This window comes from Shewanella sp. LC6 (genome assembly GCF_006385735.2).
In the GTDB taxonomy this organism is placed as follows: domain Bacteria; phylum Pseudomonadota; class Gammaproteobacteria; order Enterobacterales; family Shewanellaceae; genus Shewanella; species Shewanella xiamenensis.
In genome coordinates this window covers 135,919-162,100 of record NZ_CP043902.1, presented here as the reverse complement: position 1 = coordinate 162,100, position 26,182 = coordinate 135,919, and the positions used below count along the sequence as shown (strand labels likewise).

The following is a 26,182-nucleotide window of genomic DNA, read 5'->3' as shown; positions in this document are numbered from 1 at the left end:
TCTTTGGATAAACTTAGCCTGTTATGTGCATACTTTTCGTCGCCCTTAATACTCACCCCCAGTATCCGCTGATTATTTGTGCGAATCGGGATGAGTTTCACCACAGGCCCACTGCACCTGCACAGTTTTGGCCGCCTGAGCAGAATATGCTCGCGGGCAAAGATTTACAGGCGGGCGGCACTTGGTTTGGGGTGAATAAGCAGGGACAAATTGCCGGAGTCACTAACCTCAGGGTGGCTCAAAAATCCCAAGAGCCGATGCGTAGCCGTGGCGAACTTGTCATTCAGGCATTAAGTTCGGGCTCGCTGATCTGCCCTAACTGGCTTGTGGAACACGCTGAAAATTATCAACCCTTCAATCTCGTGTTTGGCCAAGGGACTCATCTCTACTGTTTTAATAGTCTTAAGCAAGAAACGGTAAAACTCACGGCAGGATTCCATGCAATAAGCAACGGCGCGCTCGATGATATTTGGCCGAAAATGGCTAAAGGTCAGCGCTCGCTCGAGGCCCTTATTCAACAATCGGGACCGCTTGAGCTAGAGTCACTTATACGGTTGATGCAGGATGATTCTCGGCCACAGGATAACGAGCTACCCGACACTGGCGTCGGGCTAGAGTGGGAACGCCGACTCGCGGCGATTTATATTTGCCACCCCGACTATGGCACTCGTTCCACCAGCATTTTGCTACAAAATGCCCAAGGGGAAGTTCAGTTCACTGAGGTGAGATACGATGGCAAGGGACGACGTTTGGGACAACAGGATTTTCACTTCACCCTACCATCCCAATTACCGCAACAGCCCGACTGCTTAGCCGATTTTTAGTATATCAGTCAGAGCTGTGATCCATAGTGATCACCCAACGGTCATCAATTTTTTCCACCAGCAAGGTAAATACGCCTGTCGGGCTATCCTTTTGCCGCTTTAAATCCCAACGACCCACCACCATTGCGGCGTAGTTACTGAGCATTTTGATTTCTTTGATGGTGAACTTCAGCTCGCCTAGTGCCTCTTTATCGGGATAATTTTTCTTATAGGCTGCAAGCGTTTCTTCCCAGCCATAACGAAACTTACCGTTTGAGACGAATCTAAGCTGCTCACTCTGCCAATAACCCTGCATGTAAGCATCAAGGTCACCGCGATTCCACGCATCTTCCTGACCTTTTAACATTTGGGTAATCTCATCAGTTGGCACCGCACTTACCTGCCCAACAAATAGCAGCAAAAGCGCCGCGAGAGACTGCAAAATGGGTTTTCTTATCAATCCTTGTCGCAACATAGTACCGCTCCCTCACAATCAGGTTAGACTGTATTATCAGTATTTCGGCCCAGACTATCTTGTCTAAGTCGATTTATAATTAAAAAAAGCTAATGATATTATTCATTTTTCGACTCTGGGCACCACACTATGTTTACACATTTATGCCGCTGGCTACTCAAGATTTCAGGCTGGCAAATCCAAGGGGAACTCCCCAATCAAGCCAAATACATTGTCATTGTCGCACCACACACCAGTAACTGGGACTTTATTATTGGGGTACTCGCCCGCGGTGCATTGGCTACGCGCATCCACTTCCTTGGTAAGCATCAATTATTTATTCCACCTTGGGGTTGGTTCTTCCGAGCGATTGGTGGTAGCCCAGTTGATAGGCGTAAAAACAATAACTTAGTCGATTCTGCGGTGCAACTGTTTGCCACTCAGTCCGAATACAAACTGGCACTCGCCCCCGAAGGAACGCGTAGCCCTGTTACTCGTTGGAAATGCGGCTTCTACCATATCGCGACCAAAGCGCAGGTCGCTATTGTCCCTGTAGGCTTAGATTTTGCGCGTAAAGCCGTGGTGATCCGTGCACCACTGCAACCCACGGATATAGAGCAAGATATGGCTGAGATTTTATGCTTTTACCGCAGCATTAAGGGACGTCATCCCAAGGTCATCCCTGATTATTCACCCGATAACAAACGCTAATTCTCTCATCTAACACGGAGCAAAACATGCAGACCGAAACTTGGTTACTCTACCTTTTTGCGATTGTTTTGATTGGTATTTCTCCTGGGCCTATTGCAATGTTGTCTATGTCCCACGGTATTCATTTCGGTAAAAAACGCAGCATAGCCACAGGGCTTGGCAGTGTCAGCGCAGCACTGGTATTAATGGTGGCCTCGGCGGCAGGTTTAGGGGCACTGATCAGCGCCTCGGAATACGGCTTTACCATACTCAAGTGGTGTGGTGGCGCCTATCTGGTGTTTTTGGGTATCAAATTATTGCTCACAAAACAGCACGGTCAGCCATTGGAAGTGGCAAAAAAAGAAGGAAATGGTCAGCCTAAACAACTCTTTAAACAGGCATTTTTAGTAGGGATCAGCAATCCTAAAGACTTACTGTTTTTTGCGGCGTTATTTCCACAATTTATCGATTTAACCGCACCACAATTACCGCAATTGGCGATTCTTGCCCTCACTTGGGCGCTGGTCGACTTTAGCTTTGTAATGATCTACGCCTCGATGGCCAATGTGCTGGCACCTAGCCTTAAGGCCAGCAACAAATTGCATTGGTTTGACCGAACCAGCGGCGGCGTATTTCTTACCCTCGCCGCGATTCTCGTCAGTCGAGACTAACCCTCGACCTTCACCGATTTCAGACTGCGGATATCGTTACCCGTCGGCGCTTGGAAGGCCTGCAAACCAAACTCAGGCAACACGGCAAAGATATGGTCGAAGATATCCGCTTGTATCGCCTCATAAAAAGCCCAGCGGGTATCATTGGTAAAGATATAAACCTCAATCGGTAAGCCTTCAGTGGTTGGTGCCAATTGGCGCACCATAAGGGTCATATCCTTATGCACTTTATCGTGGCGTTGCAGGTATTCCTGCAAATAAGCGCGGAAAGTCCCCACGTTGGTCAAATGGCGACCATTGACCATCATATCCAGATCCGACACTTTAGCATTCGACGCTTGGATCTCGCTGATCTTGGCGGGGAAATACTCTTTCAAACAATTGATTTTACTCAGGCGATGTCGATCTTCCTCAGTTAAAAACTTAATACTGTTGATATCGATATTAACCGCGCGTTTGATACGTCGCCCGCCCGATTCGGACATGCCACGCCAGTTACGAAAAGCATCCGAGACGAGTGCATAAGCGGGGATCATGGTGATGGTCTTATCCCAGTTACGTACTTTAACTGTAGTTAAGGACACCTCCTCCACCGCGCCATCGGCGCCGTACTTATCCATTTGGATCCAGTCGCCCTTGCTTACCATGCGGTTGGCTGCGAGCTGAATCCCTGCGACAAAGCCTAAAATCGTGTCGCGGAACACTAACATTACAAAACCCGTCGCTACACCTAAGCCGCTAAGGAAGTACACAGGAGACTGATCGGCGAGCACAGAAAGGGACACGATAAGGCCGACAAAGAATAGGAACAACTTAAACAACTGCACAAAGCTTTTAACCGGTAGTCGGCGGCTGACCAGATTGATGTCAGAGATTTCATTAACCGCATCCAGCCCCGCGTAGATAGCGCGGATCATCAATACCACCAGCCAGATACTCAGTAGGCGATCAACTAAGCCGCTAAGTACCGGATGCTCTGTTAAGGTTATAGGCACCAGCAGATTGAGCACGATAGCGGGCACTAACATCGCCAGCTTTTCGAGCACTTTATAGCGCATAAACACATCGTCCCACGTCACTCTAGATCGCAGAATCACCATGTTAACCGCGCGGATCACCCCACGGCGCATAATAAAATAGGCAATGGCCGCGACTAACACGCAAGCAAGCAGCATAATGCTGGTTGATATTCCGTCGGATGGTTGACTGTCAATTCCCAAACCCGTTAACCATGCCGAAATTTCGAGCCTTATTTCCTGATCCACAATTCACTCCAATTTAGGCGCTAGCGCAACAAAGTCATACAAAGGAAACAACTGGGTTACCCTCAGTTAAATATCCCTTTAAAAACACTCACCATAAGATACAAAAATTTTACAACCAATTATTTTAAAAGAGATTTTAGCATTTTGAATTGACCACACACAAAAGGAAATGAACAATAATCCACCTGCTACCAAGGAAGCCATCCCATGTATCGTCATTTAGCTAAATTCGCCTATCTTAGCATTGGGCTACTGAGCCTATGCCAACCGCTACAGGCAACGGAATATAACACTTCAAATCATCTGATGATGCCAGATAAATCAGTTGAGAGAACCACCACTCCCTATGTAGCGCTGATGCTCGACTACGTTCCCGCAGAAGATAATCTCTACGGAATCACCCTTGCGCCCTATCATTTCGATGATGATTATCAGCGATGGGGTTATTACCTTGGTTATGCCCGCAGTCGTGAAACCGATATTGAGGTGCCAGAACCCGCACTATCACATCGACAAGAAAGCCTCTGGCGCTTAGGTTTAAGCTACAGTTTAACCAATGACTTTAGCATTTATGCGGGCGGCAGCCTCTATATCAGCACCACAGCTTATACCAACAATATTTCACCCCGCATTATCGATGGCAAACCCTCGTGGGAAGAAGATAAGTCCAAACATTGGGGTGCCGAAGCAGGCCTAAGATATCGCCTAACAGAGCATGTCATGCTGAGTGCAGGTTATAACTCCAGCACTGAATCGACCATTTTGAGCATAGGGTATGCGGGTTAAACCGAAAGAGTCCGAAGTTATTGTGCGAGCTCTGCTCTCGCCTTAGCAAGCTCAGATTCAACTTCTGCAATCTTTTGGCGTTTTTTATTGATTTTATCCATAGGCTTACCATCGGCAATCGCTTCGGTAAGCTCATGCTGGCGCTCGGCTAATTTAGCCTCTAAGACCTCAATTTTAGCTAAACGCTCGGCAGTTAAGCTGTCATCGTCACAATGGTTTGCGACCTCACTATAGGCCTTTTCTAGCCCTGCCACTTTGTGCTGATGACCAGCAGCCTTAGCCTCAGTGAGTTCAGCACTTATAGCCGCTAATTTTGCAGCACAGCCCGTTTTAAGAGGCTCATCTGCCCAGGTTACAGCACTGAAAATCAAGCCGATAACGAGTCCATAAGTACGATGTTTACCTTGCATTTTACTCTCCTCTACAGACGTTTATAGACAATCCGACTCTATGACAACGCCCTGATACTTTTTATCCCTAAGCGCAAACCTTAAACTCAGTCTGCCCTCTCTTACGGCTAAATCCGCTTTATTCATCAAAACGCGACTTAGACAGTGACGAATATGCTGCAAATTGTTTATGTTAGGGCAGAATGTTGACTCAGATGGATACCGGAGCCAGAAAATCAATGCAAACCTTATTTCGCCTTAGCGCACTTAGTTCACTCTTATTGCTCTCATCCTCAGTGATGGCAGCCGATGTGGCCACCATTACCCTTGAGAATGGCGCTCAAGTCAGACTAAAAGACGACTTTACCTGGGAATATATCATCACAGAGACCAAAGCCGCTAAAGCGCCAGCAGTTGCTACAGTTGCGACCCCAAGTTCTACTGTAACAACAGCCGCAGCGGCAGTAGCCAGCAGCACATCCGCCGTTGAAGCAACCAAACCTGTCACAACTCTGACCGCCAATGCCATCGCCAGACCCGAGATCTTAGGCTCTACTGCCAAAGACGGCATTAAAGTCACCTTCAGCGAGAGCCAATGGAAGCAGGAAAAACTCGGCTTGACCTTTGAGCTTGCCAGCACCAGTGGCGAGCACGTAACCTTAGTTGAGGTAGAAGCCAGCTTCTTTGCCGACGATGGCACCTTACTCAAAACCGAAAAACTGGAAGTCTGGGAAGCGATTTTCCGCATGCCAGAAACCTACCTACGTAAGGGCGAGCAACGTAAGAGCCCTGTGATTTGGGTTGAAGGCGTCGATAAAAACCGTTGGCAGAAACAATTGCTCAATCTCAAAATCACCGAAATCAATTCTCGTTGATCCTTAAGCAAGATAGGGAATTGGGTGCTAACATCCAATTCCTGAAATCTTCGCCTATTGTTATTGCCTTACTCTGCGCCATATAGGCTAGAATGCCCAAATCTTCGACACTGTTTATTTTTTAGAGCCAGCCACTAATGCCAAATCACTTTTCTAGGTTATCTGTAGCCATATTACTGGCAGGCTTAAGTGGGCAAAGTCTGGCAGATACTGTGTTACTGAGAAATGGCGATAAAATCACTGGCGAAATTAAAAGCTTTGACGAAGCACACTTAGTTATCAAACCCAGTTATTCCCCCAAAATATCCATAGAGCGTAGCGCGATTAAAAGCTTTGAAACCACCCAAAATCAGCATTGGAGCATCAACCGTACGCTACAAGATGTGAGCATAAAATCCTCCGAACTCGATGGGTTTGTTCAGGTTAACAATAAACAAATTCCCATTAGTGAGCTGGTGTATTCAGACCGAAAAAGTGACTCAGAATGGCGCTATAGTGGCAGTGTTGAGGCCGCACTCGATGTCACCAGCCACAGCAAAAATACCCAAAAACTCCATGCAAAAAGCGATATCACAGCCGAAACCTTGCAATGGCGCCATAACCTGAAAAGTGAAGTGCGCTATGAAACCGAAGGTAACGCCACCAAACGTAATACGATTGAAGGCCACTACAGCCTTGACTACCTCATCAGTGAACATTGGTTATTGCGGCAAGAAGATTATTTTCAAGAAGATAGACTCGACTTCCCAATTAGCAACTATTACGCCGCGATTGGTCCGGGTTATCGGTTTTGGGGAATAGGACGAGATAAACTGGACTTTGTTGTTACATACAACCATTTTTGGTTGGATACCCAAATATTTACCTATCAACTCAACGCTTGGGCATCCACGCTCAACTATAAACAATATTGGTTTGATGGCGTATTGGAGACCTATGCCGATCTCCAAATCGCCTTTCCTGACACACCAACCATTGATTATATTTCGGACTCAACATTTGGGCTTAAGTATCTACTGACTCAGCAAATTTACCTCTCATTCAAATATGATATCAATGAGACTAAAACCTCGATACGCCATGTTCGGGATGTCAGTTATAACCTAGGGCTTGGTGTTAATTTTTAATCATTTAGCTGTTTTGACCGTACAGGTCATTTCTGGCGCTTCATATCCCCAGACAATTTTGGCTTCGCCATGGTGTTCCCATAGGCTTTCGTTGCGCCCCTGATACTTAGCGCCACTGCCACTTGGCTGAACAAACATCAAGGAAGTTTGATCGCCATACTCTGCAATTAAGGTGGCAGGTTCAGTATTAAAGTAACTGACCACGACTTCATTGGCAGGGTTGCCATCGCAGGCATAAAATACTGGGCCAGTCATCTCAACGAGGCGATATTGCGCCTGTAACTCTGCAATCCGTGTTTGGTAACTCGATTCAATACACGCATGTTTATCATCGCTTTTCCAACATTCGTTGCGACCTTTTACCCAACCCCGTTGCAGCGCTTTTAACGTCGGAGGCTGTTCATTTTTAGCTTTTGCGGTGGCCTTAGCATAGACCTCGGCCAATTGTTTATCTAACTTAGTTAAGCCCGCATCCTTACACACCATATCTTCGATACTGTCCGGCTGTACTTTACTACAGTCAAAGGAAGGCTTTTCAGCCGCAATAGCAGGCATACTCAAAGCGATGGCTAAAAACCCCGCTATTCCTGCGATTTGCATATTGATTATCTTAGTTAACCTCATACTCTTGAGTCCCTTATATCAACGACCAATCACTATTCATTGCCATAGCTAACGCCATCTCAGCTTAACCTAAGCTGACTTAAGCAAAATACGCTTATCAAACTGGCAAAAAACAGCACTACTCCACAAATAACCACTCAATGCCTGTTCCGCAATCAAGCAGTGTTTAACAAACTCGACTAAGTGTAGTGCAGCCTGATGGGTTATCCCAAAAGTGTCCACTGAACGGACACATTGAGACTGAACGCGCGGACACATTTAGGCTCGCCAGGCGGACACTTTCTACATGTGATTGATAAATAAAGAATATTTTATTGGCATGGACTCTGCTTATACAGGTGAGTTAATCACAAACACTTATTCATACAAGGAAGCATTATGAACACACGCACTAAAGTATTCGGCGGCTTATTGATCCTCGCACTTATCCCCTGTGGAATTTGGGCTACACAGCAGACAAGCACTCAGTCATCGACCGAAACCAATATTTCAATCAATAGCAGTAATTATCCTGACTTTTCGTGGATTTATGTACGCCAAGATGGTGAACTCACGATAGGCGCGGGTGAAAGCCAAGATTGGAACACACTCAAACAACAAGGCAATGCTTACCAAACGGATTACCTGTGGGTTAAGACTGGCGGAAACCGCTATGTGATTACCGATCCAGCCCTTGTAAATCAAGTGAAAGAGGCCGTGCGCCCAATGCAGATCCAAGGCGAAAAAATGCAGCGTCTAGGCGAGCAAATGCAAGTAAAGGGTGATGCTATCAGTGCCGAAACCAACAACCTCTTAGTCAATCTCGCCTCAGGTGAAAAAGATGCTGAGAGTAACGCGCAAATTGAAAGCCTAGGCGCATCGATGGAAGTGATGGGCAAAGAGATGGAGCAACTCGGCGATGAACACCAAAAGCTAGTTAATATAGCAGAAAAGCAGGTTTACGAACTGGCGCAAAACGCGATTAAAAATGGCACCGCCGTATTGGCACCTTAAGCCATTTTTAGCACGAAAAGGTAAATTATCGGTTATTCCAGTTATAGAGATTGAATTTCCTAGTGAAATTGACTATTTTCACGCCGCTTTGTTATTTCACTAGGAAAAGGATCAACATGGAACAAGTGGTTAGTGCAGGGAACGACAACCCTATTCAAATGACCGATACCGTCTATTCGAAGGAAAAGTCACTCTTTACAATTTTAGCGATTATTTCAGGACTGATTTGGGCCGTGCTTATCATAGCCACTAAAGGTCTCGCCCTGATTTATGTGCTGATGTTTTTTATTATCTACCTCTTCACCCACTCGGCGTTTATCAGCTACTTAAAGGGAACGGCGGTTGAGATTAGCCCTGAGCAGTTCCCCGATTTACACAAGCAATACCTTGCTTGCTGTGAGCGTTTAGAGATTAAAGAACCACCGCGCGCCTACCTGTTAGCCGCCGATGGTATGTTAAATGCCCTCGCGACCCGCTTTTTGCGCCGCAACTACATAGTGCTGTTCTCATCAATAGTGGATGCACTTGAGTCGGATAAAGACGCAATTAACTTTTATATCGGTCATGAGCTTGGCCATATTCGCCGTAACCATATTGGCAAAGAACCGCTGTTAGTGTTTGCCACTTGGCTGCCATTGATCGGCGCCGCCTATGCCCGTGCCTGTGAATATACCTGTGATTTACACGGCTTGCGCTGCTGCAATAGCTTACGTTCAGCCACCAATGCAGTCGCCGTACTCGCCGCCGGGGTTGAGCAGTGGAAACGGATGAATGTCGATCAATATATTCGCCAAACCCAAGAGTCGAGCGGCTTTTGGATGTCTTTCCATGAGATCAATAGCAGCTATCCATGGCTCACTAAACGCATGGCAAGAGTACAAGCAACCGCACAAGGCAAAGTGTATACGGCGCCTTCACGCAGTGTATTTGCCTATCTCTTTAGTTTGTTTATGCCACGTATGGGCACAGCAGGCGGCGGGATTATCATCCTTGCGGCGATTATCGGTGTAGCAGCAGCGATCGCGATTCCCGCCTATAAGGAATACCAAGAAAAAATGGGCGCAGAAGTAAGTTATGAGGCGCCAACTGATCAAACTCCGGCTTTAACTTTGACCGTTCCCGATACCGATGCTGCGGTTAAACATATAGATCAATTACATCAGTCATTAACGCCCATTACAGATACTTTAACGGCCTACTACCAAGCCCACAAAGCTTGGCCGACAGAATTGGAAGTCCTTGGGCTCACGGATGCACAACTGGCCACCTTTAATCTCTACACCGATGGCATAGTCGGGTTTGTTGGCGGTGAAACCCTAGGGGATTATCAAGACTATGAGGTGTACCTATCGCCACAAGTCGACGAGCAGGATAATGTGACTTGGGTATGTAGTAGTAATGGTATTCCCGACGAGTATTTACCCGTCGATTGCCAAGGCTAAGATCAAAAAGCGCTAAAGTGCTAAATCCCCTCCCTAAATGAGAAAAAGGCATAGCAAATCGCTATGCCTTTCACTTTATTGGTCGCTTGCTTCAGCACTTTTCACCCGCAGAGGGGTTATCGACGCCAAAGACTGTGCATTACAGACTCGGCAATACGCCTTGGGGCAAGTAAGTATTAAAGCTGGCGGTGTACAACAGATCCGTTGCCGCTTCGATATCCGGCGCGAAATATCTGTCTTTATCGTAGTAGGCAACCACTTCGCGTAGCTCGGCTTTGGCCTTAGCCACTGCATCACTTGGCGCTAATGGCGCGCGGAAATCCAACCCTTGGGCGGCAGCTAACAATTCAATCGCTAATACGCCGCGGGTGTTTTCACTCATATCCCGCAAACGGCGCGCCGCAAAGGTCGCCATTGAGACGTGATCTTCTTGGTTTGCCGAGGTTGGTAAACTGTCTACCGAGGCTGGATGGGCGTAAGTTTTGTTTTCAGAGGCTAATGCCGCCGCCGTTACTTGAGCGATCATAAAGCCCGAGTTAACGCCGCCGTTTTTCACTAGGAAAGGTGGCAATTTAGACAGGCTAGAGTCGATGAGCAGCGCAATACGACGCTCTGCAATCGCGCCTAATTCGGCAATCGCAATCGCCAAATTATCCGCAGCCATAGCGACTGGTTCGGCGTGGAAGTTACCGCCGGAGATAATGTCGCCAGTATCTTGGAACACTAGCGGGTTATCGGTCACGCCGTTGGCTTCTGTGCCTAACACCTCGGCCGCTTGGCGAATTTGCGTTAAGCAAGCGCCTAGCACCTGTGGTTGGCAGCGCAGTGAGTAAGGGTCTTGCACCTTCTCGCAGTTGATGTGGCTTAAGCTGATTTCAGACTCTTCGCCCAGCAGATGACGGAACACCATCGCCGCATCGATTTGTCCTTTCTGACCACGGGCCGCATGAATGCGTGGGTCAAACGGACTGCGGCTACCCATGGCCGCCTCAACGCTCATCGCGCCAATCACTGAGCTGGCAGCAAACAAGTCTTCAGCGTGGAACAAGCCTTCCAGCGCCAGCGCGGTAGAAGCCTGAGTACCGTTGAGCAGCGCTAAGCCTTCCTTCGCGGCTAAATCGATTGGCTTGAGGCCAGCGATTTCTAAGCCTTCGGCGGCCGAAATAATCTGCCCTTGGTAGCTCATCTCACCTTCACCCAAGAGCGGCAAACACATATGGGCTAACGGCGCTAAGTCGCCGGAGGCACCCACAGAACCTTTTTCAGGCACGCAGGGATAAACCTCGGCATTCACTAGGCTGATAAGGAAGTTAATCACCTCTAAACGAATGCCAGAAAAACCACGGCTTAAGGAGTTGATTTTTAACACCATCATCAAGCGCACGGTCGCATCCTGCATATATTGACCCGTGCCCGCTGCGTGGGATAACACGATAGAGCGTTGCAGCAATTGCAGATCTTCCGGGGCAATCTTAGTGTTGGCCAGCAGACCAAAACCTGTGTTGATGCCGTAAACGGTGCGACCTTCATCCAACACCTTTTGCACGATTTGCGCGCTGGTGTTGATGTCGCTTATCGCCTCTGGCGCCAGTTCGAGTGTCAGTTTATGACGGCTGATTTCACGCAGTTGCGCCAGACTTAAACTGCCAGGCGTTAATACTAAATGATTGACTGATTTCATTTTTACATCCGTATTCTTGTCGTTGTTTTTCACGGTTTGTTGAATAGTTAGTCTTTAAGCATGGGCAAATCTAAGCCCTGCTCCTTGGCGCAGTTTTTCGCGATCTCATAACCCGCATCGGCATGGCGCATCACGCCTGTCGCTGGGTCGTTCCACAGCACGCGGCCAACACGTTTAGCAGCGGCCTCAGTACCGTCACAGACGATCACCACACCCGAGTGTTGGCTAAAGCCCATGCCCACACCACCGCCGTGGTGCAGCGACACCCAAGTCGCGCCGCTGGCAGTGTTTAGCAGCGCGTTCAGTAATGGCCAATCGGATACTGCGTCTGAACCGTCCATCATAGATTCGGTTTCACGGTTAGGGCTGGCGACTGAGCCTGAGTCTAAGTGGTCACGACCAATGACGATCGGCGCCGACAGCTCGCCGTTTTTCACCATCTCGTTAAAGGCTTGGGCTAAACGCGCACGGTCCTTTAAGCCCACCCAGCAGATACGCGCAGGTAGACCTTGGAAGGCGATACGCTCACGGGCCATATCTAACCAGTTGTGCAGGTGAGGATTATCTGGGATCAGTTCTTTGACTTTAGCGTCGGTCTTGTAGATATCCTCAGGATCGCCAGACAGGGCAACCCAACGGAACGGGCCGATACCTTCGCAGAACAGTGGGCGAATATAAGCAGGCACAAAACCTGGAAAATCGAACGCGTTTTTAACGCCGGTTTCGAAGGCCATTTGGCGAATGTTGTTACCATAGTCTAAGGTCGCTGCGCCTGCCGCTTGCAGATCCAGCATGGCTTGCACCTGCACCGCCATCGAGGCTTTAGCCGCTTTAACGACGGCAGCCTCATCGGTTTTACGCATGTCGGACGCTTGCGCCATGGTCCAGCCCTGTGGCAAATAGCCGTTCAGCGGATCGTGGGCAGAGGTTTGGTCGGTGACAACGTCAGGAGTAATACCACGCTTCACTAATTCAGCAAATACATCGGCGGCGTTAGCTAATAAACTCACAGAGACGGGTTTGCCCGAGGCATTGGCGTCATTGATCATAGCCAAGGCTTCGTCTAATGAAGTGGCCTTTTTATCCACATAACGGGTACGCAGACGAAAATCGATTCGGGTTTCATCGACTTCACAGGCAAGCACAGAGAAACCCGCCATAGTACCGGCGAGCGTTTGCGCACCGCCCATACCACCTAAACCACCTGTGAGGATCCACTTACCGGCAGCCACACCGCCAAAGTGCTGTTTTGCGACAGACACAAAGGTCTCGTAGGTACCTTGGACAATGCCCTGAGTCCCGATATAAATCCAAGAACCCGCAGTCATCTGGCCATACATTGCCAAACCTTGTTTATCTAACTCATTGAAGTGTTCCCAGTTTGCCCAATGTGGTACTAGGTTAGAGTTAGCAATCAGCACGCGCGGAGCATCTGCATGGGTGCGGAATACGCCCACAGGTTTGCCCGATTGCACCATTAAGGTTTCGTCGTCTTCGAGGCGTTTTAGCACTTCGATAATCTTGTCGTAGCAGTCCCAGTCACGGGCCGCGCGGCCGATACCGCCGTAAACCACTAAATCCTCTGGGCGCTCGGCCACATCGGGATGTAAGTTGTTCATTAACATGCGCATTGGCGCTTCGGTTAACCAGCTTTTACAGCTTAATTGGCTACCATGGGGCGCAATAATACGGCGGCTTGGGTCGTGTCGCTTGTCCATTGAGATGTCCTCTTTCAACCTGTTGAACTCACTCGCCATTCGGCTAAGTGCTATTGTTTTTATTGTGTTTTTGTCGCTAAACATCGGATGAATGCCATAAGCATTCACCTCTGTTTGCGTACGTTATTTATTGAATGTCAGGTGTCCGCCGAGCTTAAAGCGGCTCCCCGGGTGTACTAATTTGGCAAAACTCACCACCCCTTGGCGTGACCAAGTGCGGCGTGAAATCTGTAAACAGGGTTCAGTCGCCGGAATGGCTAACCTCTGCTGCAACTCGCTACTGGCAATAATGGCTTCGATGGTGTGGTGCGCCTCGGTCAGCGGCGCCACCTGCGACAGGTATTCATGGGGAGTTTGCTCGCTAAAGTCCTGCACAAGGTAGTCTGGTGCAAAGGCGGGATTCACATAACGCTCCTCGACTTGCAGCGGCACGCCCTGCTCGCAATGCACTAACACCGAATGAAACACCGGACTCCCGAGCTCCAGCGCCAGTGCGATGGCGATAGGCGCGGTGGCATTCACTTGCTCAAGTGCCAACTGCTGCACACTGTAACCATGACCACGGTCTTTGATTTCGTCGGCAATGTTGCGGATCGCCAACATCGAGGATTGCGACTTTCGCCCAGCCACAAAGGTGCCCAGCCCCTGTGAACGCTCAAGCACGCCGTTGTCTGTCAGCTCGGTCAAGGCGCGACGCGCCGTCATGCGGCTACAGACAAACAGTTCGGCCAGCTGATTTTCCGAGGGCACGCGGGCATTTTCTTCCCACTCACCAGACTCAATACAGCCAATGATATATTGCTTAATTTCTGCAAACTTAGGCGTAGCCAAAACACTTCCTCGGTATAAAAATCTAGAATCTAGGTGCTAGATGCGGGCACACTTTCAAACGTTCAAAATTGCGGCTACAATCCTAGCTTGTATATACAAGTAAATACAAGCTAGCTCACATAACTTTCGATAATAAAGAGTTTGCGGGGCCCAAAAGCCAACGCAGCGAGGGATAACAATGTCTTGGGATCAGGTTTGGATAGACGTTAACGTAGCAACAATGGACCCTTCCATATCAGCACCTTACGGCGGAATTACCAATGCGGCTATCGCAGTAAAAGACGGTAAAATTGCCTGGTTAGGCCCACGCAGCGAGCTGCCCGCCTTCGATGTGTTGTCCATTCCTGTTTACAGGGGCAAAGGCGGTTGGATCACTCCAGGGCTGATTGATGCCCACACCCACCTAGTATTTGCTGGTAATCGTGCCAACGAATTCGAGCTACGCCTAAAGGGCGCCACCTACGAAGAAATCGCCCGTGCTGGCGGCGGAATTATTTCCACGGTTAACGCTTGCCGCGAGGCCGACGAAGCCGAACTATTTGACCTCGGGCGCCAGCGTTTAAACGCGCTAGCCAAAGAAGGGGTGACTACGGTTGAGATTAAATCTGGCTACGGTCTAGATACCGAAACTGAACTCAAAATCCTGCGCGTAGCCCGCGAACTCGGCCAACATCACCATGTGGATGTCAAAACCACCTTCCTCGGTGCCCATGCGGTGCCCCCCGAGTTTAAAGACAATAGCGACGGGTATGTCGACTTAATAATCAATAAGATGCTGCCTGCGGTGATTGCCGAAAACCTCGCCGATGCGGTGGATGTATTCTGTGAAAACATCGCCTTTAACCTAGAGCAAACCGAGCGCGTACTGAGCGCCGCCAAGGCGGCTGGCCTGCAAGTTAAACTGCATGCCGAGCAATTATCCAATATGGGCGGTTCTGAATTAGCCGCACGTTTAGGGGCTATGTCGGTTGATCATATTGAATATTTAGATGAGGCTGGCGTTAAGTCCCTAAGTGAAAGTGGCACCTGCGCCGTGCTGTTACCGGGCGCGTTTTACTTTTTGCGGGAAACCCAAAAACCGCCTATCGACTTATTGCGTCAATACGGCGTACCTATGGTGCTCGCCAGCGACTTTAACCCCGGCTCATCGCCCATTTGCTCTACCCTGCTGATGCTGAACATGGGTTGCACCCTGTTCCGCTTAACGCCAGAGGAAGCGCTTGCGGGTTTAACACTCAATGCAGCCAAGGCGCTAGGGATTGAAGAGAATGTCGGCAGCTTAGTGGTCGGCAAACAAGCCGATTTTTGTCTGTGGGATATCGCCACCCCAGCGCAGTTGGCCTACAGCTACGGCGTCAATCCCTGCAAGGATGTAGTGAAAAGCGGTAAGTTAGTGCATCAATAACCCGCGGTTCAGCTAAACAAGGTCGCCATGGATACTGGCGGCCTTGTTTAGCAATCATATCTGCGGTTATTGAGCGCCATTTTCTAACTGCTCATCTTGTTGTTTTACCAGCTTGTGCTCGCCTTCATTACAGCCGATTTTCCAGTAACTTGATGTATAAAAATGGCTTTTCGGTAAGTCGTATGTCTGCTTAAGCAGCTTACTTAGGGCGCGCATACTGCTAAATTCGCAGGCGAGCCATACGGCGCCTTGTCCCTCCAATTTGGGCAACTGGGCAATGCGTTCGGCCAAGGGCTTACCTTCTGGGTCGGCCTCTGGATTAATCACCCAATGCAGTTGCACATTGCTAGGATGCACTAAGGGCTGAATATCGGCTTCACTTAGCACCTCAATAACAGCGTAACCCACTGCATTGCTTGGCAATTGCGCCAAGTTCACGCTGATGGCGGGCAAGGCCGTCATATCCCCTGCCAGTAAAAACCATTCGGCATCCACATTGATCAGTTTTTTCAGTCCGGGGCCACCGATTTGGATGGCATCCCCAATCTCGGTCGACTTTGCCCAAAGGGATGCGGGGCCATCGGTATCATGCAGCACAAAGTCCACATCGATTTCATTAACCCGCTGCTGACGAATGGTATAAGTGCGCATTAATGGCCGCTCATCCCCCAGCTGCGGAAACAGTAATTTGATATAGGCACTTTCTTGTTCGGCGGGGAAACCTACAAAGCCATCGCCGCCTAATGTGATACGCAGCATATGTGGCGTGACTTGGCTTTTACCTATCACGGTCAATTCGCGCGGAGCGGGTCTGTTCATACTTAAACTCCAAAAGGATAAATAGCACTCAATTGTTAGCTTTCCGCCACGCTATCACTGATCTGGTTGGCAATACGGATAAACACCGCAATTTCGTCCTGATCGAGCGCTTGGGTCATATGGGCAACGGTGGCTTTTTCGGCGGCAATAATTTGCGTCATCAACTGCTCGCCCTGCACCGTCGGCCTCAATAACTGGCTACGGCCATCCTTAGGATTATCGACCTTGAGGATATAACCACCCTGCTGTAGCTCATTGAGCACCCGCGTAATTTGGGCTTTATCCCGTTGCATGCGTAAGGCAATAGATTGCGCCGTAGCCTCGGGATGACGGCAAATCCCCTTGAGCGCCCGAATATGGGTGACGGGTAATTCAATCTGCTGCGCGGCAATATCCGCACGCAGCTGTTTTTTGTAGGCATGCACTAATCTGTGCAAGGTTTCACCGAGGGAAATAGCAGACATAATGGCATCTCGATATAGTTGATAATATCAACAATATCGAGATTAATTGACAATGTCAACCATTTGAAATTAGAAACCGTATTTTTGACTTACATCCACTAACAATTCCTGCCATTTAGGATAGTTTGATAACTCTCCATTCCATGGCGCCATAGTCTTTTCTATTTCTGGTTTTTGGCCTTGCTTTAACTGATATAAATAGGCAAACGCTGAGGCGCGATAATTAGCAAGGCAATGAACTAACACATTTTTCCCCTTATGCTGATCCATTACTGTAAAGAAGGCTTCAACATCTTCTACTTTAGGGTTTTGCCAATCCACGGGAATATACACATAGTCCATTCCGGCCTGAGTCACGAGTTTTCTTTCATCGGGATGGGCATCTTTGCTACTGTCCGGCATAAGGTTGATCACTACATCCACACCCGCCTGTTTTAGCTGCGCAAACTGTTGCTCACTCGGCAAGCCTGAACTTAATAACTGTGGCGCTTGCTGCTGTAATGCCCTCACATCTTTTATATTTTCAACCGATTTAAATTCAGCCGTGATATTTGTGGCATTCGCCAGTGGAGTACCTAAAAGTAGGGCAAAAACAAGGCTCGAAAGTGCAGTTTTTCTCATCAACAACTCCTTAGTCAATATAAACATCAACGACTTACTTAATCCTCTGATAATCCCTTATCCGCTAAGTTCAGTAAAATCACTCTGGATGTAAAAACCTTTGAGCAAGCGCTCATTTTTAATATTACCTAGGACAACTTTTCCCAAATACAACGCAAAGACAGCAATTAATCGCTCAATCGCAAAAATTAACCACTGAATGGCAGCAGCCTCAGCGAGATGAACCCCAATGGTATTGCCTATCTGCCCCAGAGGCCATGATGAATAATGCTTTCTCAGTTAGATATGAATTAGGTGCTTTGCTGTTTTATGTGGATGGGAATCCATTTGAAAGCTACCTATTTGAAAATGGCTGCCCATTATAATGATCGATAAGGATTTCCTTAGTCCCCCACTTCCCTTTTCACTCCAGATTATCAATAAAACTAGTAACAAAATTTATGCAGTTTGAGTGCAATAAACTGTTAGGATAACCGTTCAAATTTGAGCTTGATCACACTAATCACGGTTTAACGCTTGCGGCACAAGTCCAACAACGGATTTGCCACAATGTTTTTGTATGAGTAACCTGATGAAAAGAATAGTAAATGCTTTAATTCTGGCCATGTTAGCAACGGGTTGTAGCGATCCAAACCCAACACAGACCAATCAAACTACTGAGCAGGCCAAGGCCGAAAAGGCCGTCCAAGTATTGAGCCTTAAGCAGCAACTTGCGCCAATCACCCAGCGTTATTTTGCCCTTAGACCCGAAATCGCCACCTATTATGGCGTGGCCGAGGATGAGGCGGGCAAGGATGTACTCTCTAAGCTGACCGATTACAGCCCGTCGGGGGAAAATCATCGCCGTAAAGCGCTTAAGGCCATATTAGCTGAGCTCAATGCTATCGATGCCAGTAAGCTTAGCGCCTCTGAACAAGTGAGTTTAGGCTCGATAAAATCTGAAATCGCCGGCGCCCTGTTGCCTGCCGAAACCGTGGCCTATGGCACTATGCTTGGTGAATACGGCGTTTGGTTTTTACCTTATGTCGTCAACCACTTATCTGGATTGCATGTTGAATTTCCGAGCTATATGGAAGATAAGTTTGCGGTCAGCACTCCAGCGCAAGCTAAGGCTTATCTTAACCGCTTAAGCATGTACCCTGCCGCCATGGGTACGGTTATCGATAAGCTGGATCAAGATGTACAAATGGGGGTAATCCCACCCGATTTTATTATCGATAAGACCATAGCTGTGTTGCAGCAACAGTTAGTCCACCATGCCAACAAGCATCCCTTGGTCAGCAGTTTTAAAGCCAAATTAACCGCCGCCCAAGTACCAGAAAGTGAGGCGTTGGTGAACTCTGCCGCCGAACTGGTGGAGACTGAATATTACCCTGCTACGCGCCAGTTGATTTCAGCACTACAAGCTGTGCGTCTCAAGGCCACCCATGTGGCGGGACTTGGACACCAGCCTCAGGGCGCGAAACTCTATAAGGCGATGATTAAACACCTCGCCAATTCAGATAAGACCCCAGATGAGATCCACCAACTGGGATTAGATGAAGTCGCCCGCATTACCGCCGAGATGGATGTGTTACTCAAACAAGTGGGTTACCGCAAAGGCACAGTTGGCGAGCGCATGCAGCGATTGCTCAAGGATCCTAAATATATCTACCCCAACACTGCCGAGGGCAAACAACAATTAATGACGGACATTCACGGCTATCTGGCGCTAGTCAATGCCAAATTACCCCTATGGTTTGGCCGCTTACCCGATCAACAAGTTGCAGTTGAAGCCGTGCCCGATAGTCGCGCCGCCGCAACCAGCGGTGCATTTTACGATGCGCCGTCACAGGATGGTTCGCGTAAGGGTACTTTTTGGATAAGCCTGTACGATATGGCGGCGCTGCCCTCCTATTCGCTGCAAACCTTAACCTATCACGAGACCAATCCCGGCCATCATCTACAGACCCTTATCGGTCTGTCGGATACCTTGCCGCTGCTGAGTACCATTTTTTACTCCAATGCCGCAGGTGAAGGTTGGGCGCTCTATGCCGAGCGGTTAGCCGCTGAGATGGGCATGTATCAGGATAATCCGATTAACGATCTTGGTCGCTTGCAGTCCGAGTTACACCGCGCGGTGCGCTTAGTGGTCGACACAGGTATGCATGCAAAGGGATGGAGTCGTGAGCAAGCCATTGATTATGCAGTGGCGACTGAGGGAATACACCGCTCAGAGGCCACGTCCGAAATCGAGCGCTATGTGGTTTGGCCGGGACAAGCCTTAGGTTACAAGTTGGGCGAGCTGAAAATTATCGAACTGCGAACTAAGGCCAAACAAGCCTTGGGCAATAAGATGGATATCAAAGTCTTCCACGACAAATTGCTCGAAAATGGCGCCTTGCCCTTAGATTTATTAGAGCAAAAGATGGATCGGTGGCTCGAGTCTGCTAAGACGGCCAATGCTACCGAGACCAAGGTTTAACTCGGGTAAAACCGCTCACATCATCTCAAATCGGGGCAGCTTAGGCGGCCCCTGTTCTTTTTACGGCTCCCTATGCTTTTACGTTTCAGGTTAATCCGCAAAGCGACGCTGATACTTGCCGCTTAAATAGCGGATCACCACAAAACCCACAACACCTGGCAGTGTCCACGACAACAGACGCAAATTGCCATGGTCGATAAACAAACGGCTGCCACCAAAGGCGAAAAAGGCGGTGTAGCAGGCGATACCTGAGCCAATCATCGCGCCTAAATGCTCTATCCACCATTCTAATTTGGTCAGAGTCGCCTTAAAACTATAACGCAGGAATCCCGCCCCAACCGTAGTGCCTAATAGGCCGAAAATCACCGCGAGGATCAGCTTTTCTTGGTATCCCCATAGCGCCATCACGGGGCCAAGTAGCGTTAAGCTCAGCATTAACGACAAATGCAGCGGCGATTTTAATTGCTGACGCTGCGCCTTATAACGCAGAACCAACACGCCATGCCTAACGGTCACTAGAGTTAACAAGCTGATATAGATGAGAAATATCCAAGAATTTTTACGTTCCGCTATCTGCTCTGCTAAGGCGTCGACACTGGCCGCAGGCTGTTTAATCACAGCGAGCGGATCAATGAGGCCCGTCGTTGCCATCGCCACGCCCGTCGTCGCCACTGTGTACATGGCATAGACATAATAACGGCCAAAACGACTATGGTTCGCGCTGCCCTTTTTCAGCATGGCAGGCATCCAAAATAACACTAATGCCAGTGCGCCCGCGGTGATATGTAAAAATTGCGACAGGGTGAAAATCGTGTTCATCATCTTGCTCCATCAAAGTTGAAGCTTGATAGTAACGAGCACGGGGAGTCACCCATAAGTGCCAAAAGTCATGTTTTAAGCTGTAGCATAAAGCAGCCACTTAATGTGGCTGCAATTGAGGCGACTGTCGCTATAACCCAGAATGTTTATCGAGCCTTAAGGTATCGATGATCGAGAAGGTATAACCTAGCTCGGTGAACATCCACTCGATATTGAGCTTAAAATCGATGGGGCGATCTAAATCGAGTTGATTGATAAAGAAATGGTGTTTAGTCGGGATCTTTATCAGTAATTGTTTTTGATAGAAACAGGCTTCAACTTCGGCATTTAATTCGCGACTAAGGACTAAGAGATTCTCCATCATCAAAGGATTGAGTAAGTAGCGCGCCTCGACTTGGTCGCTGCTATACACCTCAAAACAACGCTCAAAACGCACATCCTCAAGCTTAACCCGCGACAGCTTTGTCTTAAACCCCTCAATTAGATTTTTTAAACTGCCCTTATCCGTGACTAAAAGCGTAGTGCCGTTGAATCGCTTAGGAATATTGCACACCAGCAGCACACCATTGAAGATGGTCTCTCGCTCAACCGAACCATTATTGTTCGCTTTAGTGTTGTAAGCATCGACCTCGTAAAACTGGAACGGCACCTTGTTATAGGTTCCCTTAAGGCAATTTTGCGCATACTGCTTATCGGTTTTAGGCAGCAGCCCCAGCTCAAGGAAGAGAGAGAAATCGACCTTAGGCGCCCTCGTTAGCGCAAAGTCATCGCCAAAATACTTAAGGCTAATGGGATAGAGTTTTTCAAAGGCAGCATTATAGAGTTCATCGCTTTCCTTACCCGAGGCAATGACTACTAACGCTATCACGGGAACGGGCAGAAACACGCCAATCATCAAAGGCACAAAATAATCCATAGGCACCAGCATAAACTGCACCCCGAGCAGCCCAGCGAAGGCCCCTAAAATCACCGTGATGCATAGGTAGTAGATTGGGGTGGTGAACTTGGCATTTTCACGCAGCCTTTGGTTTACGCCTTCACGTTTTGCTTCAAACAGTGCACATTTAGGGGCGATTTTTTGTTTGTAATACTTCAGAAAGGGAATGCGGTGCTCTTCGGGAATATCAAATTCAATCGAACTCATTGGCTCCTACTCTTTACGACTCAAATCCATTTAGGCCAATGATTTTACGGATTTTATTCCTGCAAGGCCAGTTTAAGGCCTACAAATGACCCATTAAGCCTGAGCAAGCCTGCGGCCACGGCGTTGCAGTAAGCCAAAAATAATCAGCACCCCAAAGGCGGCGCTAAAGAGAGTTAAAGCTCTAGCTACACCGTAAAAGTCCGTGAGATTAAAGGAAACCCCATCCGCCCACAGCACCAATAAACCCAGTGGCATTTGCATCGCCACCGCAGTGTACCAATCGAATGGTAATCGAGGGAAAAGCCGCTGATAGCTAAATAGCATCAGCCCAGAGAGCAGCAATAATAAGCCCGCATCATGGGCAGCTAACCCCAGATAAACCGGACTAGTGGGGCTAAGATTATCGACGCTCCCGAGCAAGGCATGCATATAGCCAGCACTGGCAACCAGTGCAAAACTCGTAAAGCTCAATACCGCCAACAGAATACCTAAGCCTAATGCGGGTAAATATTTCATAAACAGCCTCATCATTGCTACGCGCTCAATCCAATCTTTAAATCGTAAAGGCGCACAAATTCAGTCGAAAGAGAGTAAAGCAACAATAACAGCCAAAATTTCCCTTAGCTATTAAGACCATAGTCTTATGTCGACAACAAACTGCTGGATTATAAACAGCATAATTCCCCACACTAGATCCAGTATTTCACCTATATCCACTAGATAAGCCTCTAAAATTACTCATTTAATTGATTTCCAGCCAAATGAGTTAGTGATATGGCGCACATTCTCCCTTGGCTTAAAGGTGAAATCCACTAGCCAATTACCCCAATAACGCTTAGGATCGGGGTTGCATTTTTTAGCCAACATATTGTGGAGTATCAAAACATTATGGGTATCAGAGCCATAGTCGTAGACACAGCAGGCACCACGACAGACCTAACCTTTATCCAAGATGTGCTATTCCCCTATTCTGTCAAAGCCTTGCCAGACTTTTTAGCGCAGAACCAACACAATGTTTTGGTGGAAAACTGTATCTGCGACACCCGAGATATCGCGCTAGAGCCAGATGCTGACTTAGCGCGCGTGACTGAAATTTTACAGCAGTGGGTTCGTGAAGACCGCAAAGCGACCCCGCTCAAAACCCTACAGGGGTTAATTTGGAAGCAAGGTTATGCCCATGATGAGTTTAAGGGCCATATCTTCCCTGACTTTATCGAAGCTGTTAAACGTTTTAGCGCACAAAATCTGCGTATTTACAGTTTCTCATCGGGCTCTGTCGATGCCCAAAAACTGTTATTCAGCCACAGCGATGGCGGTGATTTAACCGAGATGTTTAACGGTCATTTTGATACCCGTACAGGTAACAAATTAGATAAACAAGCTTACTGCAATATTCTCAACACCATCAGCTTAAGCCCTAAGCAAGTGCTGTTTGTGTCTGATGTGATTGAAGAATTAAAAGCCGCCGATGCAGCGGGCATGATGACCTGCCAAATGGTGCGCGACAGCAAGCAACGCACGGGCGATTTTCGCACTATCAGCAGTTTCGATGAGCTAGTGATCGAGTAACATCGGCACTGCACATCAAAAGCGACCCTAGGGTCGCTTTTTGTTTATCGGGCAACCAAACCTACCTATCCGCAGGGTGATTCACGCCATCGCAAACGGGCACATCACCTAATTCGTAGGGATTTATGCCTTCGAGGCAACCAAGGTTATAGCCATATTCATTGGGGTTGGAGCGCCTTTGATGATGGGTATAAATGCCGCATACAGAGCAGAAATAATGCTTGGCTGTTTTGGTATTAAATTCGTAGCACTTTAATACGGCCTCGCCCTTGATAATCTTCAATCCCGCCAGCGGCACAGAACCAACAATTGCGCCCTTGCGCCGACAGATTGAGCAATCACAACGCCTTGGCTTTTCAATGCCATTGGGCAGCGATAACTCCAACACCACGGCGCCACAATGGCAAGACGCAAGATGTGTTGCCTGAATAACCGTATCCCCAATCTGTTTTATCATCGCCAACTCCTTGCTTCACTTAATGTTGTCACTATTGTCTAAGGCTTGTCGCTCGCACTTTATACTGCTAGTCTGGCTGCCTTAAACGAGCGTTTTAACTAGAGCTTTTGACTATGAGTAATGCAATGGAAAGTCCAACACTAAGTCCAATGGAAAAGTTTCTCGCACAGCACCCACTAGTGACCGAAATCCCCGTGGCTTGGGGCGAAATGGATGCGCTGCAACACGTCAACAACGTGGTCTATTTCCGCTATTTTGAAACCGCACGTATCGACTTTTTCAACCGCCTTTTTCCACTCGATGCCCTGTATAAATCCGGTGTTGGCCCCGTGATTAGCGAAAATCAGGCCCGCTATAAACGTCCAGTGACCTTCCCCGATACGCTATTGGTCAGCGTGAGTATCAGCGATATTCAAAGCGACAGATTTACCATGCATTATCAAGCATTTAGTAAGCAGCAACAGGCCATTACGACCTTAGGTTCTTCGGTCGCTGTGATGTTTAACTTTAAAACTGGTCAAAAAGCCGAGCTTCCCACGGAATTACTCGCCATTCTAAAACAACACGAGCAAGCTTAAGCTACCGAGTCGATGGCTACATTGCCATAACACTTTAGGCCATATCAGAGGGAGGCTGTATGTCAGAAAAAGCACCAATTGAAATCACCGTTGAGCATCAACAGGATAAACAACGCTTTGTGATCCACGTTGACGGGCATGAAGCCGTGCTGGAATACCGACTCAATGGCCAGCACATCGACTTTAACCGTACCTTTGTGCCCGACGAGCTGCGTGGCAAAGGTCTTGCTGAACATTTAGTTCGCCATGGCCTAAAATGGGCCAAAGCCCAAGATTACGAGATAGAAGCCAGCTGCTGGTATGTGCAGAAGTTTTTGAAATAACTGGCTTCTCGACAGGTACGCTAAATCCAATACACAGGGTAGTGGCGCTTGGGATCGGTGGAGAGATTATTCACGACCAACGCCACCAGTAATAACAGTAGTGAGCCGAGGAATACTGGCATCAACGCATAGAGAAATCCGAGTTGATGCACGTTCTCACCGCCTATCACAGCAATTAATGCCGTTGCACCGCCCGGTGGGTGCAGCGTGCGAGTTAAATACATCAATGCGATGGCTAGTGATACGGCTAGAGCGCTCGCAAGCACCATATAATCGGCAAACACTTGGTACACAGCCACACCAATCAGTGCCGATAACACACTGCCGCCAATCAAGTTACGTGGCTGAGAAAACTCAGCCAGTGGCGCGCCATACACTAATACCGCCGACGCCCCAAATGAGCCAATCACAAACATAGTGCCAAGCAGATGTTCGCCCATATAAGTGGCGAGACTGGCGACTAAGTAAATGCCACAAAAGGCCCCGACCCATGACCAAACGATCTTTTTCAGGGGTTGTCGTGGCGGACAGATGTCCTTAGAACGCATTCGGGTGAAGTAAAATCTCATGCTAAATCCGGCCAAGAGGAATAAAGGTGCAGATAAGTGATCCGCATCACGTTTGCGGCCGCCACGTTAACGTTTTCACCGCACAATTGCAATTGTGCGGTGAAAGCGAATATCAGACTTATGCAGCTTCGCCGTTCAGGCTAGCTAAGATTTCACGAATATCTTCGGGAATAGGGCGACTCTTTTCACAACTGTAGTCGTAGTGGACTAAGGTAGTTTTCACTTCCGCAGTTTTACTGCCAGCTTGCCAACAGCTTTGAGTCAGTTCGAAACTGCTATTACCGATACGGCTAACATAGGTTTTCACCGTCACGCTCTTGCCGTAATAAGTCGGCGCGATAAAGGCTACAGTAAAACCCGCCACAATCAGATTCCATTGATGTAAATCCAACTCGGGATTAAAAATCTCGAAGATTGGCGTGCGCGCCGCCTCGCACCACACGGGGATCACTGTATTGTTAATATGGCCTAGGCCATCGGTTTCGGTAAATCTTGGCTGGATTTCTAGGCTGTATTCGGTGGCTGACATGCAAACTTCCCTTTTGTTGTTCTTATACTTTTATGCTGTGAATGGGATAAACAAGGCGATTGCCCCGTTTAT

29 protein-coding genes are annotated in these 26,182 nt (G+C 48.2%); 13 read left to right on the top strand and 16 right to left on the bottom strand.

Going from position 1 to position 26,182, the window contains the following annotated elements:
* Positions 1-23 precede the first annotated feature (23 nt).
* Positions 24-824: an NRDE family protein gene (locus FJD32_RS00710; protein ID WP_088586485.1), complete on the top strand. Its 801-nt coding sequence runs from the start codon at positions 24-26 to the stop codon at positions 822-824.
* 4 nt (positions 825-828) lie between these two features.
* Here FJD32_RS00710 and FJD32_RS00705 read toward each other — a convergent pair whose 3' ends face one another.
* Positions 829-1,278, bottom strand: a complete 450-nt coding sequence (locus FJD32_RS00705; protein ID WP_037416327.1) for a nuclear transport factor 2 family protein — start codon at positions 1,276-1,278, stop codon at positions 829-831.
* 129 nt (positions 1,279-1,407) lie between these two features.
* On the opposite strand from FJD32_RS00705, the gene FJD32_RS00700 reads away from it, so the two are divergent.
* Positions 1,408-1,968 (top strand): lysophospholipid acyltransferase family protein, encoded by a 561-nt coding sequence (locus tag FJD32_RS00700; protein ID WP_047536489.1) that lies wholly within the window; start codon positions 1,408-1,410, stop codon positions 1,966-1,968.
* 26 nt (positions 1,969-1,994) lie between these two features.
* A complete protein-coding gene (locus FJD32_RS00695) occupies positions 1,995-2,618 on the top strand; it encodes a LysE family translocator (RefSeq protein WP_088586484.1) in 624 nt (207 codons plus the stop codon).
* Here FJD32_RS00695 and FJD32_RS00690 read toward each other — a convergent pair.
* Complete coding sequence (locus FJD32_RS00690; protein WP_088586483.1) at positions 2,615-3,883, bottom strand: mechanosensitive ion channel domain-containing protein; 1,269 nt, start codon at positions 3,881-3,883, stop codon at positions 2,615-2,617. The genes FJD32_RS00695 and FJD32_RS00690 overlap by 4 nt on opposite strands.
* A 207-nt stretch (positions 3,884-4,090) precedes the next feature.
* Between FJD32_RS00690 and FJD32_RS00685 the strand changes: the two genes are divergently transcribed.
* A complete protein-coding gene (locus FJD32_RS00685) occupies positions 4,091-4,669 on the top strand; it encodes an outer membrane beta-barrel protein (RefSeq protein ID WP_088586482.1) in 579 nt (192 codons plus the stop codon).
* 17 nt (positions 4,670-4,686) lie between these two features.
* Here the strand turns inward: FJD32_RS00685 and FJD32_RS00680 are convergent, their stop codons facing one another.
* Entirely contained in the window at positions 4,687-5,079 is a 393-nt protein-coding gene (locus FJD32_RS00680) for a DUF1090 domain-containing protein (protein ID WP_037427934.1), read from the bottom strand.
* Positions 5,080-5,297: 218 nt separating this feature from the next.
* Between FJD32_RS00680 and FJD32_RS00675 the strand changes: the two genes are divergently transcribed.
* Positions 5,298-5,933 carry a DUF3157 family protein gene (locus FJD32_RS00675; protein ID WP_088586481.1) on the top strand — a complete coding sequence of 212 codons (636 nt, stop codon included), beginning with the start codon at positions 5,298-5,300 and terminating at the stop codon, positions 5,931-5,933.
* 137 nt (positions 5,934-6,070) lie between these two features.
* On the top strand, positions 6,071-7,060 hold the full coding sequence (locus FJD32_RS00670) for a DUF481 domain-containing protein (protein WP_037416307.1): 990 nt from the start codon (positions 6,071-6,073) through the stop codon (positions 7,058-7,060).
* Here the strand turns inward: FJD32_RS00670 and FJD32_RS00665 are convergent, their stop codons facing one another.
* On the bottom strand, positions 7,061-7,684 hold the full coding sequence (locus tag FJD32_RS00665; protein WP_037427935.1) for an MliC family protein: 624 nt from the start codon (positions 7,682-7,684) through the stop codon (positions 7,061-7,063).
* 378 nt (positions 7,685-8,062) lie between these two features.
* Here FJD32_RS00665 and FJD32_RS00660 point away from each other — a divergent pair, with 378 nt between their 5' ends.
* Complete coding sequence (locus tag FJD32_RS00660) at positions 8,063-8,677, top strand: hypothetical protein (protein WP_037416298.1); 615 nt, start codon at positions 8,063-8,065, stop codon at positions 8,675-8,677.
* A gap of 116 nt (positions 8,678-8,793) precedes the next feature.
* Positions 8,794-10,119, top strand: coding sequence for a M48 family metallopeptidase (locus FJD32_RS00655; RefSeq protein WP_088586480.1), 1,326 nt, complete (start codon positions 8,794-8,796; stop codon positions 10,117-10,119).
* 139 nt (positions 10,120-10,258) lie between these two features.
* On the opposite strand, the gene hutH is transcribed toward FJD32_RS00655, so the two are convergent.
* The 3 genes from hutH to hutC form a co-directional block, all read right to left on the bottom strand.
* On the bottom strand, positions 10,259-11,800 hold the full coding sequence (gene hutH / locus FJD32_RS00650; protein WP_088586479.1) for a histidine ammonia-lyase: 1,542 nt from the start codon (positions 11,798-11,800) through the stop codon (positions 10,259-10,261).
* Positions 11,801-11,847: 47 nt separating this feature from the next.
* Positions 11,848-13,518 carry a urocanate hydratase gene (gene hutU / locus FJD32_RS00645; RefSeq protein ID WP_088586478.1) on the bottom strand — a complete coding sequence of 557 codons (1,671 nt, stop codon included), beginning with the start codon at positions 13,516-13,518 and terminating at the stop codon, positions 11,848-11,850.
* Positions 13,519-13,641: 123 nt separating this feature from the next.
* The gene (gene hutC, locus FJD32_RS00640; protein WP_088586477.1) at positions 13,642-14,349 is read right to left on the bottom strand and encodes a histidine utilization repressor; all 708 of its coding nucleotides are present in this window, start codon (positions 14,347-14,349) and stop codon (positions 13,642-13,644) included.
* A 178-nt stretch (positions 14,350-14,527) separates the two neighbouring features.
* Between hutC and hutI the strand changes: the two genes are divergently transcribed.
* Entirely contained in the window at positions 14,528-15,754 is a 1,227-nt protein-coding gene (gene hutI / locus FJD32_RS00635; protein WP_088586476.1) for an imidazolonepropionase, read from the top strand.
* A gap of 66 nt (positions 15,755-15,820) precedes the next feature.
* Here the strand turns inward: hutI and FJD32_RS00630 are convergent, their stop codons facing one another.
* The 3 genes from FJD32_RS00630 to FJD32_RS00620 all read right to left on the bottom strand — a co-directional run bounded on the left by FJD32_RS00630 (position 15,821) and on the right by FJD32_RS00620 (position 17,658).
* Positions 15,821-16,573 (bottom strand): siderophore-interacting protein, encoded by a 753-nt coding sequence (locus FJD32_RS00630; RefSeq protein WP_088586475.1) that lies wholly within the window; start codon positions 16,571-16,573, stop codon positions 15,821-15,823.
* A gap of 35 nt (positions 16,574-16,608) precedes the next feature.
* Positions 16,609-17,037, bottom strand: a complete 429-nt coding sequence (locus tag FJD32_RS00625) for a MarR family winged helix-turn-helix transcriptional regulator (RefSeq protein ID WP_037416251.1) — start codon at positions 17,035-17,037, stop codon at positions 16,609-16,611.
* A 69-nt stretch (positions 17,038-17,106) separates the two neighbouring features.
* The gene (locus FJD32_RS00620) at positions 17,107-17,658 is read right to left on the bottom strand and encodes a protein tyrosine phosphatase family protein (protein ID WP_088586474.1); all 552 of its coding nucleotides are present in this window, start codon (positions 17,656-17,658) and stop codon (positions 17,107-17,109) included.
* Positions 17,659-18,229: 571 nt separating this feature from the next.
* Between FJD32_RS00620 and FJD32_RS00615 the strand changes: the two genes are divergently transcribed.
* Positions 18,230-20,122 carry a DUF885 domain-containing protein gene (locus FJD32_RS00615; protein ID WP_240199978.1) on the top strand — a complete coding sequence of 631 codons (1,893 nt, stop codon included), beginning with the start codon at positions 18,230-18,232 and terminating at the stop codon, positions 20,120-20,122.
* Between the two features lie 90 nt (positions 20,123-20,212).
* Here FJD32_RS00615 and FJD32_RS00610 read toward each other — a convergent pair whose 3' ends face one another.
* From FJD32_RS00610 to FJD32_RS00600, 3 genes are all read right to left on the bottom strand, one after another.
* Complete coding sequence (locus FJD32_RS00610) at positions 20,213-20,944, bottom strand: hypothetical protein (RefSeq protein ID WP_181159856.1); 732 nt, start codon at positions 20,942-20,944, stop codon at positions 20,213-20,215.
* Between the two features lie 127 nt (positions 20,945-21,071).
* On the bottom strand, positions 21,072-22,085 hold the full coding sequence (locus FJD32_RS00605; RefSeq protein WP_088586471.1) for a DUF3137 domain-containing protein: 1,014 nt from the start codon (positions 22,083-22,085) through the stop codon (positions 21,072-21,074).
* A 93-nt stretch (positions 22,086-22,178) separates the two neighbouring features.
* Complete coding sequence (locus FJD32_RS00600) at positions 22,179-22,601, bottom strand: hypothetical protein (RefSeq protein ID WP_037416234.1); 423 nt, start codon at positions 22,599-22,601, stop codon at positions 22,179-22,181.
* Between the two features lie 372 nt (positions 22,602-22,973).
* Here FJD32_RS00600 and mtnC point away from each other — a divergent pair, with 372 nt between their 5' ends.
* Positions 22,974-23,654 (top strand): acireductone synthase, encoded by a 681-nt coding sequence (gene mtnC / locus FJD32_RS00595; protein WP_037427953.1) that lies wholly within the window; start codon positions 22,974-22,976, stop codon positions 23,652-23,654.
* Positions 23,655-23,715: 61 nt separating this feature from the next.
* Here mtnC and FJD32_RS00590 read toward each other — a convergent pair whose 3' ends face one another.
* Positions 23,716-24,111: a GFA family protein gene (locus FJD32_RS00590; protein WP_088586470.1), complete on the bottom strand. Its 396-nt coding sequence runs from the start codon at positions 24,109-24,111 to the stop codon at positions 23,716-23,718.
* A 149-nt stretch (positions 24,112-24,260) separates the two neighbouring features.
* On the opposite strand from FJD32_RS00590, the gene FJD32_RS00585 reads away from it, so the two are divergent.
* Both FJD32_RS00585 and FJD32_RS00580 read left to right on the top strand, forming a co-directional pair.
* Positions 24,261-24,689, top strand: a complete 429-nt coding sequence (locus tag FJD32_RS00585) for a thioesterase family protein (protein ID WP_088586469.1) — start codon at positions 24,261-24,263, stop codon at positions 24,687-24,689.
* Between the two features lie 59 nt (positions 24,690-24,748).
* Entirely contained in the window at positions 24,749-25,012 is a 264-nt protein-coding gene (locus FJD32_RS00580; protein WP_088586468.1) for a GNAT family N-acetyltransferase, read from the top strand.
* 20 nt (positions 25,013-25,032) lie between these two features.
* Here the strand turns inward: FJD32_RS00580 and FJD32_RS00575 are convergent, their stop codons facing one another.
* Positions 25,033-25,581 carry an HPP family protein gene (locus tag FJD32_RS00575; RefSeq protein WP_037427960.1) on the bottom strand — a complete coding sequence of 183 codons (549 nt, stop codon included), beginning with the start codon at positions 25,579-25,581 and terminating at the stop codon, positions 25,033-25,035.
* A 118-nt stretch (positions 25,582-25,699) separates the two neighbouring features.
* Entirely contained in the window at positions 25,700-26,110 is a 411-nt protein-coding gene (locus FJD32_RS00570) for a thioesterase family protein (RefSeq protein ID WP_055646913.1), read from the bottom strand.
* Between the last annotated feature and the right edge of the window lie 72 nt (positions 26,111-26,182).

Excerpts from the sequence above, each read along its gene's own strand:
- FJD32_RS00710 (WP_088586485.1), top strand. The coding sequence starts at position 24 with ATGTGCATACTTTTCGTCGCCCTTAATACTCACCCCCAGTATCCGCTG.
- FJD32_RS00655 (WP_088586480.1), top strand. The coding sequence starts at position 8,794 with ATGGAACAAGTGGTTAGTGCAGGGAACGACAACCCTATTCAAATGACC.
- FJD32_RS00700 (WP_047536489.1), top strand. The coding sequence starts at position 1,408 with ATGTTTACACATTTATGCCGCTGGCTACTCAAGATTTCAGGCTGGCAA.
- FJD32_RS00615 (WP_240199978.1), top strand. The coding sequence starts at position 18,230 with ATGAAAAGAATAGTAAATGCTTTAATTCTGGCCATGTTAGCAACGGGT.
- FJD32_RS00665 (WP_037427935.1), bottom strand. The coding sequence starts at position 7,684 with ATGAGGTTAACTAAGATAATCAATATGCAAATCGCAGGAATAGCGGGG.
- FJD32_RS00630 (WP_088586475.1), bottom strand. The coding sequence starts at position 16,573 with ATGAACAGACCCGCTCCGCGCGAATTGACCGTGATAGGTAAAAGCCAA.
- FJD32_RS00605 (WP_088586471.1), bottom strand. The coding sequence starts at position 22,085 with ATGAGTTCGATTGAATTTGATATTCCCGAAGAGCACCGCATTCCCTTT.
- hutH (WP_088586479.1), bottom strand. The coding sequence starts at position 11,800 with ATGAAATCAGTCAATCATTTAGTATTAACGCCTGGCAGTTTAAGTCTG.
- FJD32_RS00685 (WP_088586482.1), top strand. The coding sequence starts at position 4,091 with ATGTATCGTCATTTAGCTAAATTCGCCTATCTTAGCATTGGGCTACTG.
- FJD32_RS00585 (WP_088586469.1), top strand. The coding sequence starts at position 24,261 with ATGGAAAAGTTTCTCGCACAGCACCCACTAGTGACCGAAATCCCCGTG.
- FJD32_RS00680 (WP_037427934.1), bottom strand. The coding sequence starts at position 5,079 with ATGCAAGGTAAACATCGTACTTATGGACTCGTTATCGGCTTGATTTTC.
- FJD32_RS00705 (WP_037416327.1), bottom strand. The coding sequence starts at position 1,278 with ATGTTGCGACAAGGATTGATAAGAAAACCCATTTTGCAGTCTCTCGCG.
- FJD32_RS00600 (WP_037416234.1), bottom strand. The coding sequence starts at position 22,601 with ATGAAATATTTACCCGCATTAGGCTTAGGTATTCTGTTGGCGGTATTG.
- FJD32_RS00610 (WP_181159856.1), bottom strand. The coding sequence starts at position 20,944 with ATGATGAACACGATTTTCACCCTGTCGCAATTTTTACATATCACCGCG.
- FJD32_RS00695 (WP_088586484.1), top strand. The coding sequence starts at position 1,995 with ATGCAGACCGAAACTTGGTTACTCTACCTTTTTGCGATTGTTTTGATT.
- FJD32_RS00660 (WP_037416298.1), top strand. The coding sequence starts at position 8,063 with ATGAACACACGCACTAAAGTATTCGGCGGCTTATTGATCCTCGCACTT.
- hutI (WP_088586476.1), top strand. The coding sequence starts at position 14,528 with ATGTCTTGGGATCAGGTTTGGATAGACGTTAACGTAGCAACAATGGAC.
- FJD32_RS00570 (WP_055646913.1), bottom strand. The coding sequence starts at position 26,110 with ATGTCAGCCACCGAATACAGCCTAGAAATCCAGCCAAGATTTACCGAA.
- hutU (WP_088586478.1), bottom strand. The coding sequence starts at position 13,518 with ATGGACAAGCGACACGACCCAAGCCGCCGTATTATTGCGCCCCATGGT.
- FJD32_RS00580 (WP_088586468.1), top strand. The coding sequence starts at position 24,749 with ATGTCAGAAAAAGCACCAATTGAAATCACCGTTGAGCATCAACAGGAT.
- FJD32_RS00625 (WP_037416251.1), bottom strand. The coding sequence starts at position 17,037 with ATGTCTGCTATTTCCCTCGGTGAAACCTTGCACAGATTAGTGCATGCC.
- FJD32_RS00620 (WP_088586474.1), bottom strand. The coding sequence starts at position 17,658 with ATGAGAAAAACTGCACTTTCGAGCCTTGTTTTTGCCCTACTTTTAGGT.
- FJD32_RS00670 (WP_037416307.1), top strand. The coding sequence starts at position 6,071 with ATGCCAAATCACTTTTCTAGGTTATCTGTAGCCATATTACTGGCAGGC.
- FJD32_RS00675 (WP_088586481.1), top strand. The coding sequence starts at position 5,298 with ATGCAAACCTTATTTCGCCTTAGCGCACTTAGTTCACTCTTATTGCTC.
- mtnC (WP_037427953.1), top strand. The coding sequence starts at position 22,974 with ATGGGTATCAGAGCCATAGTCGTAGACACAGCAGGCACCACGACAGAC.
- FJD32_RS00590 (WP_088586470.1), bottom strand. The coding sequence starts at position 24,111 with ATGATAAAACAGATTGGGGATACGGTTATTCAGGCAACACATCTTGCG.
- FJD32_RS00575 (WP_037427960.1), bottom strand. The coding sequence starts at position 25,581 with ATGAGATTTTACTTCACCCGAATGCGTTCTAAGGACATCTGTCCGCCA.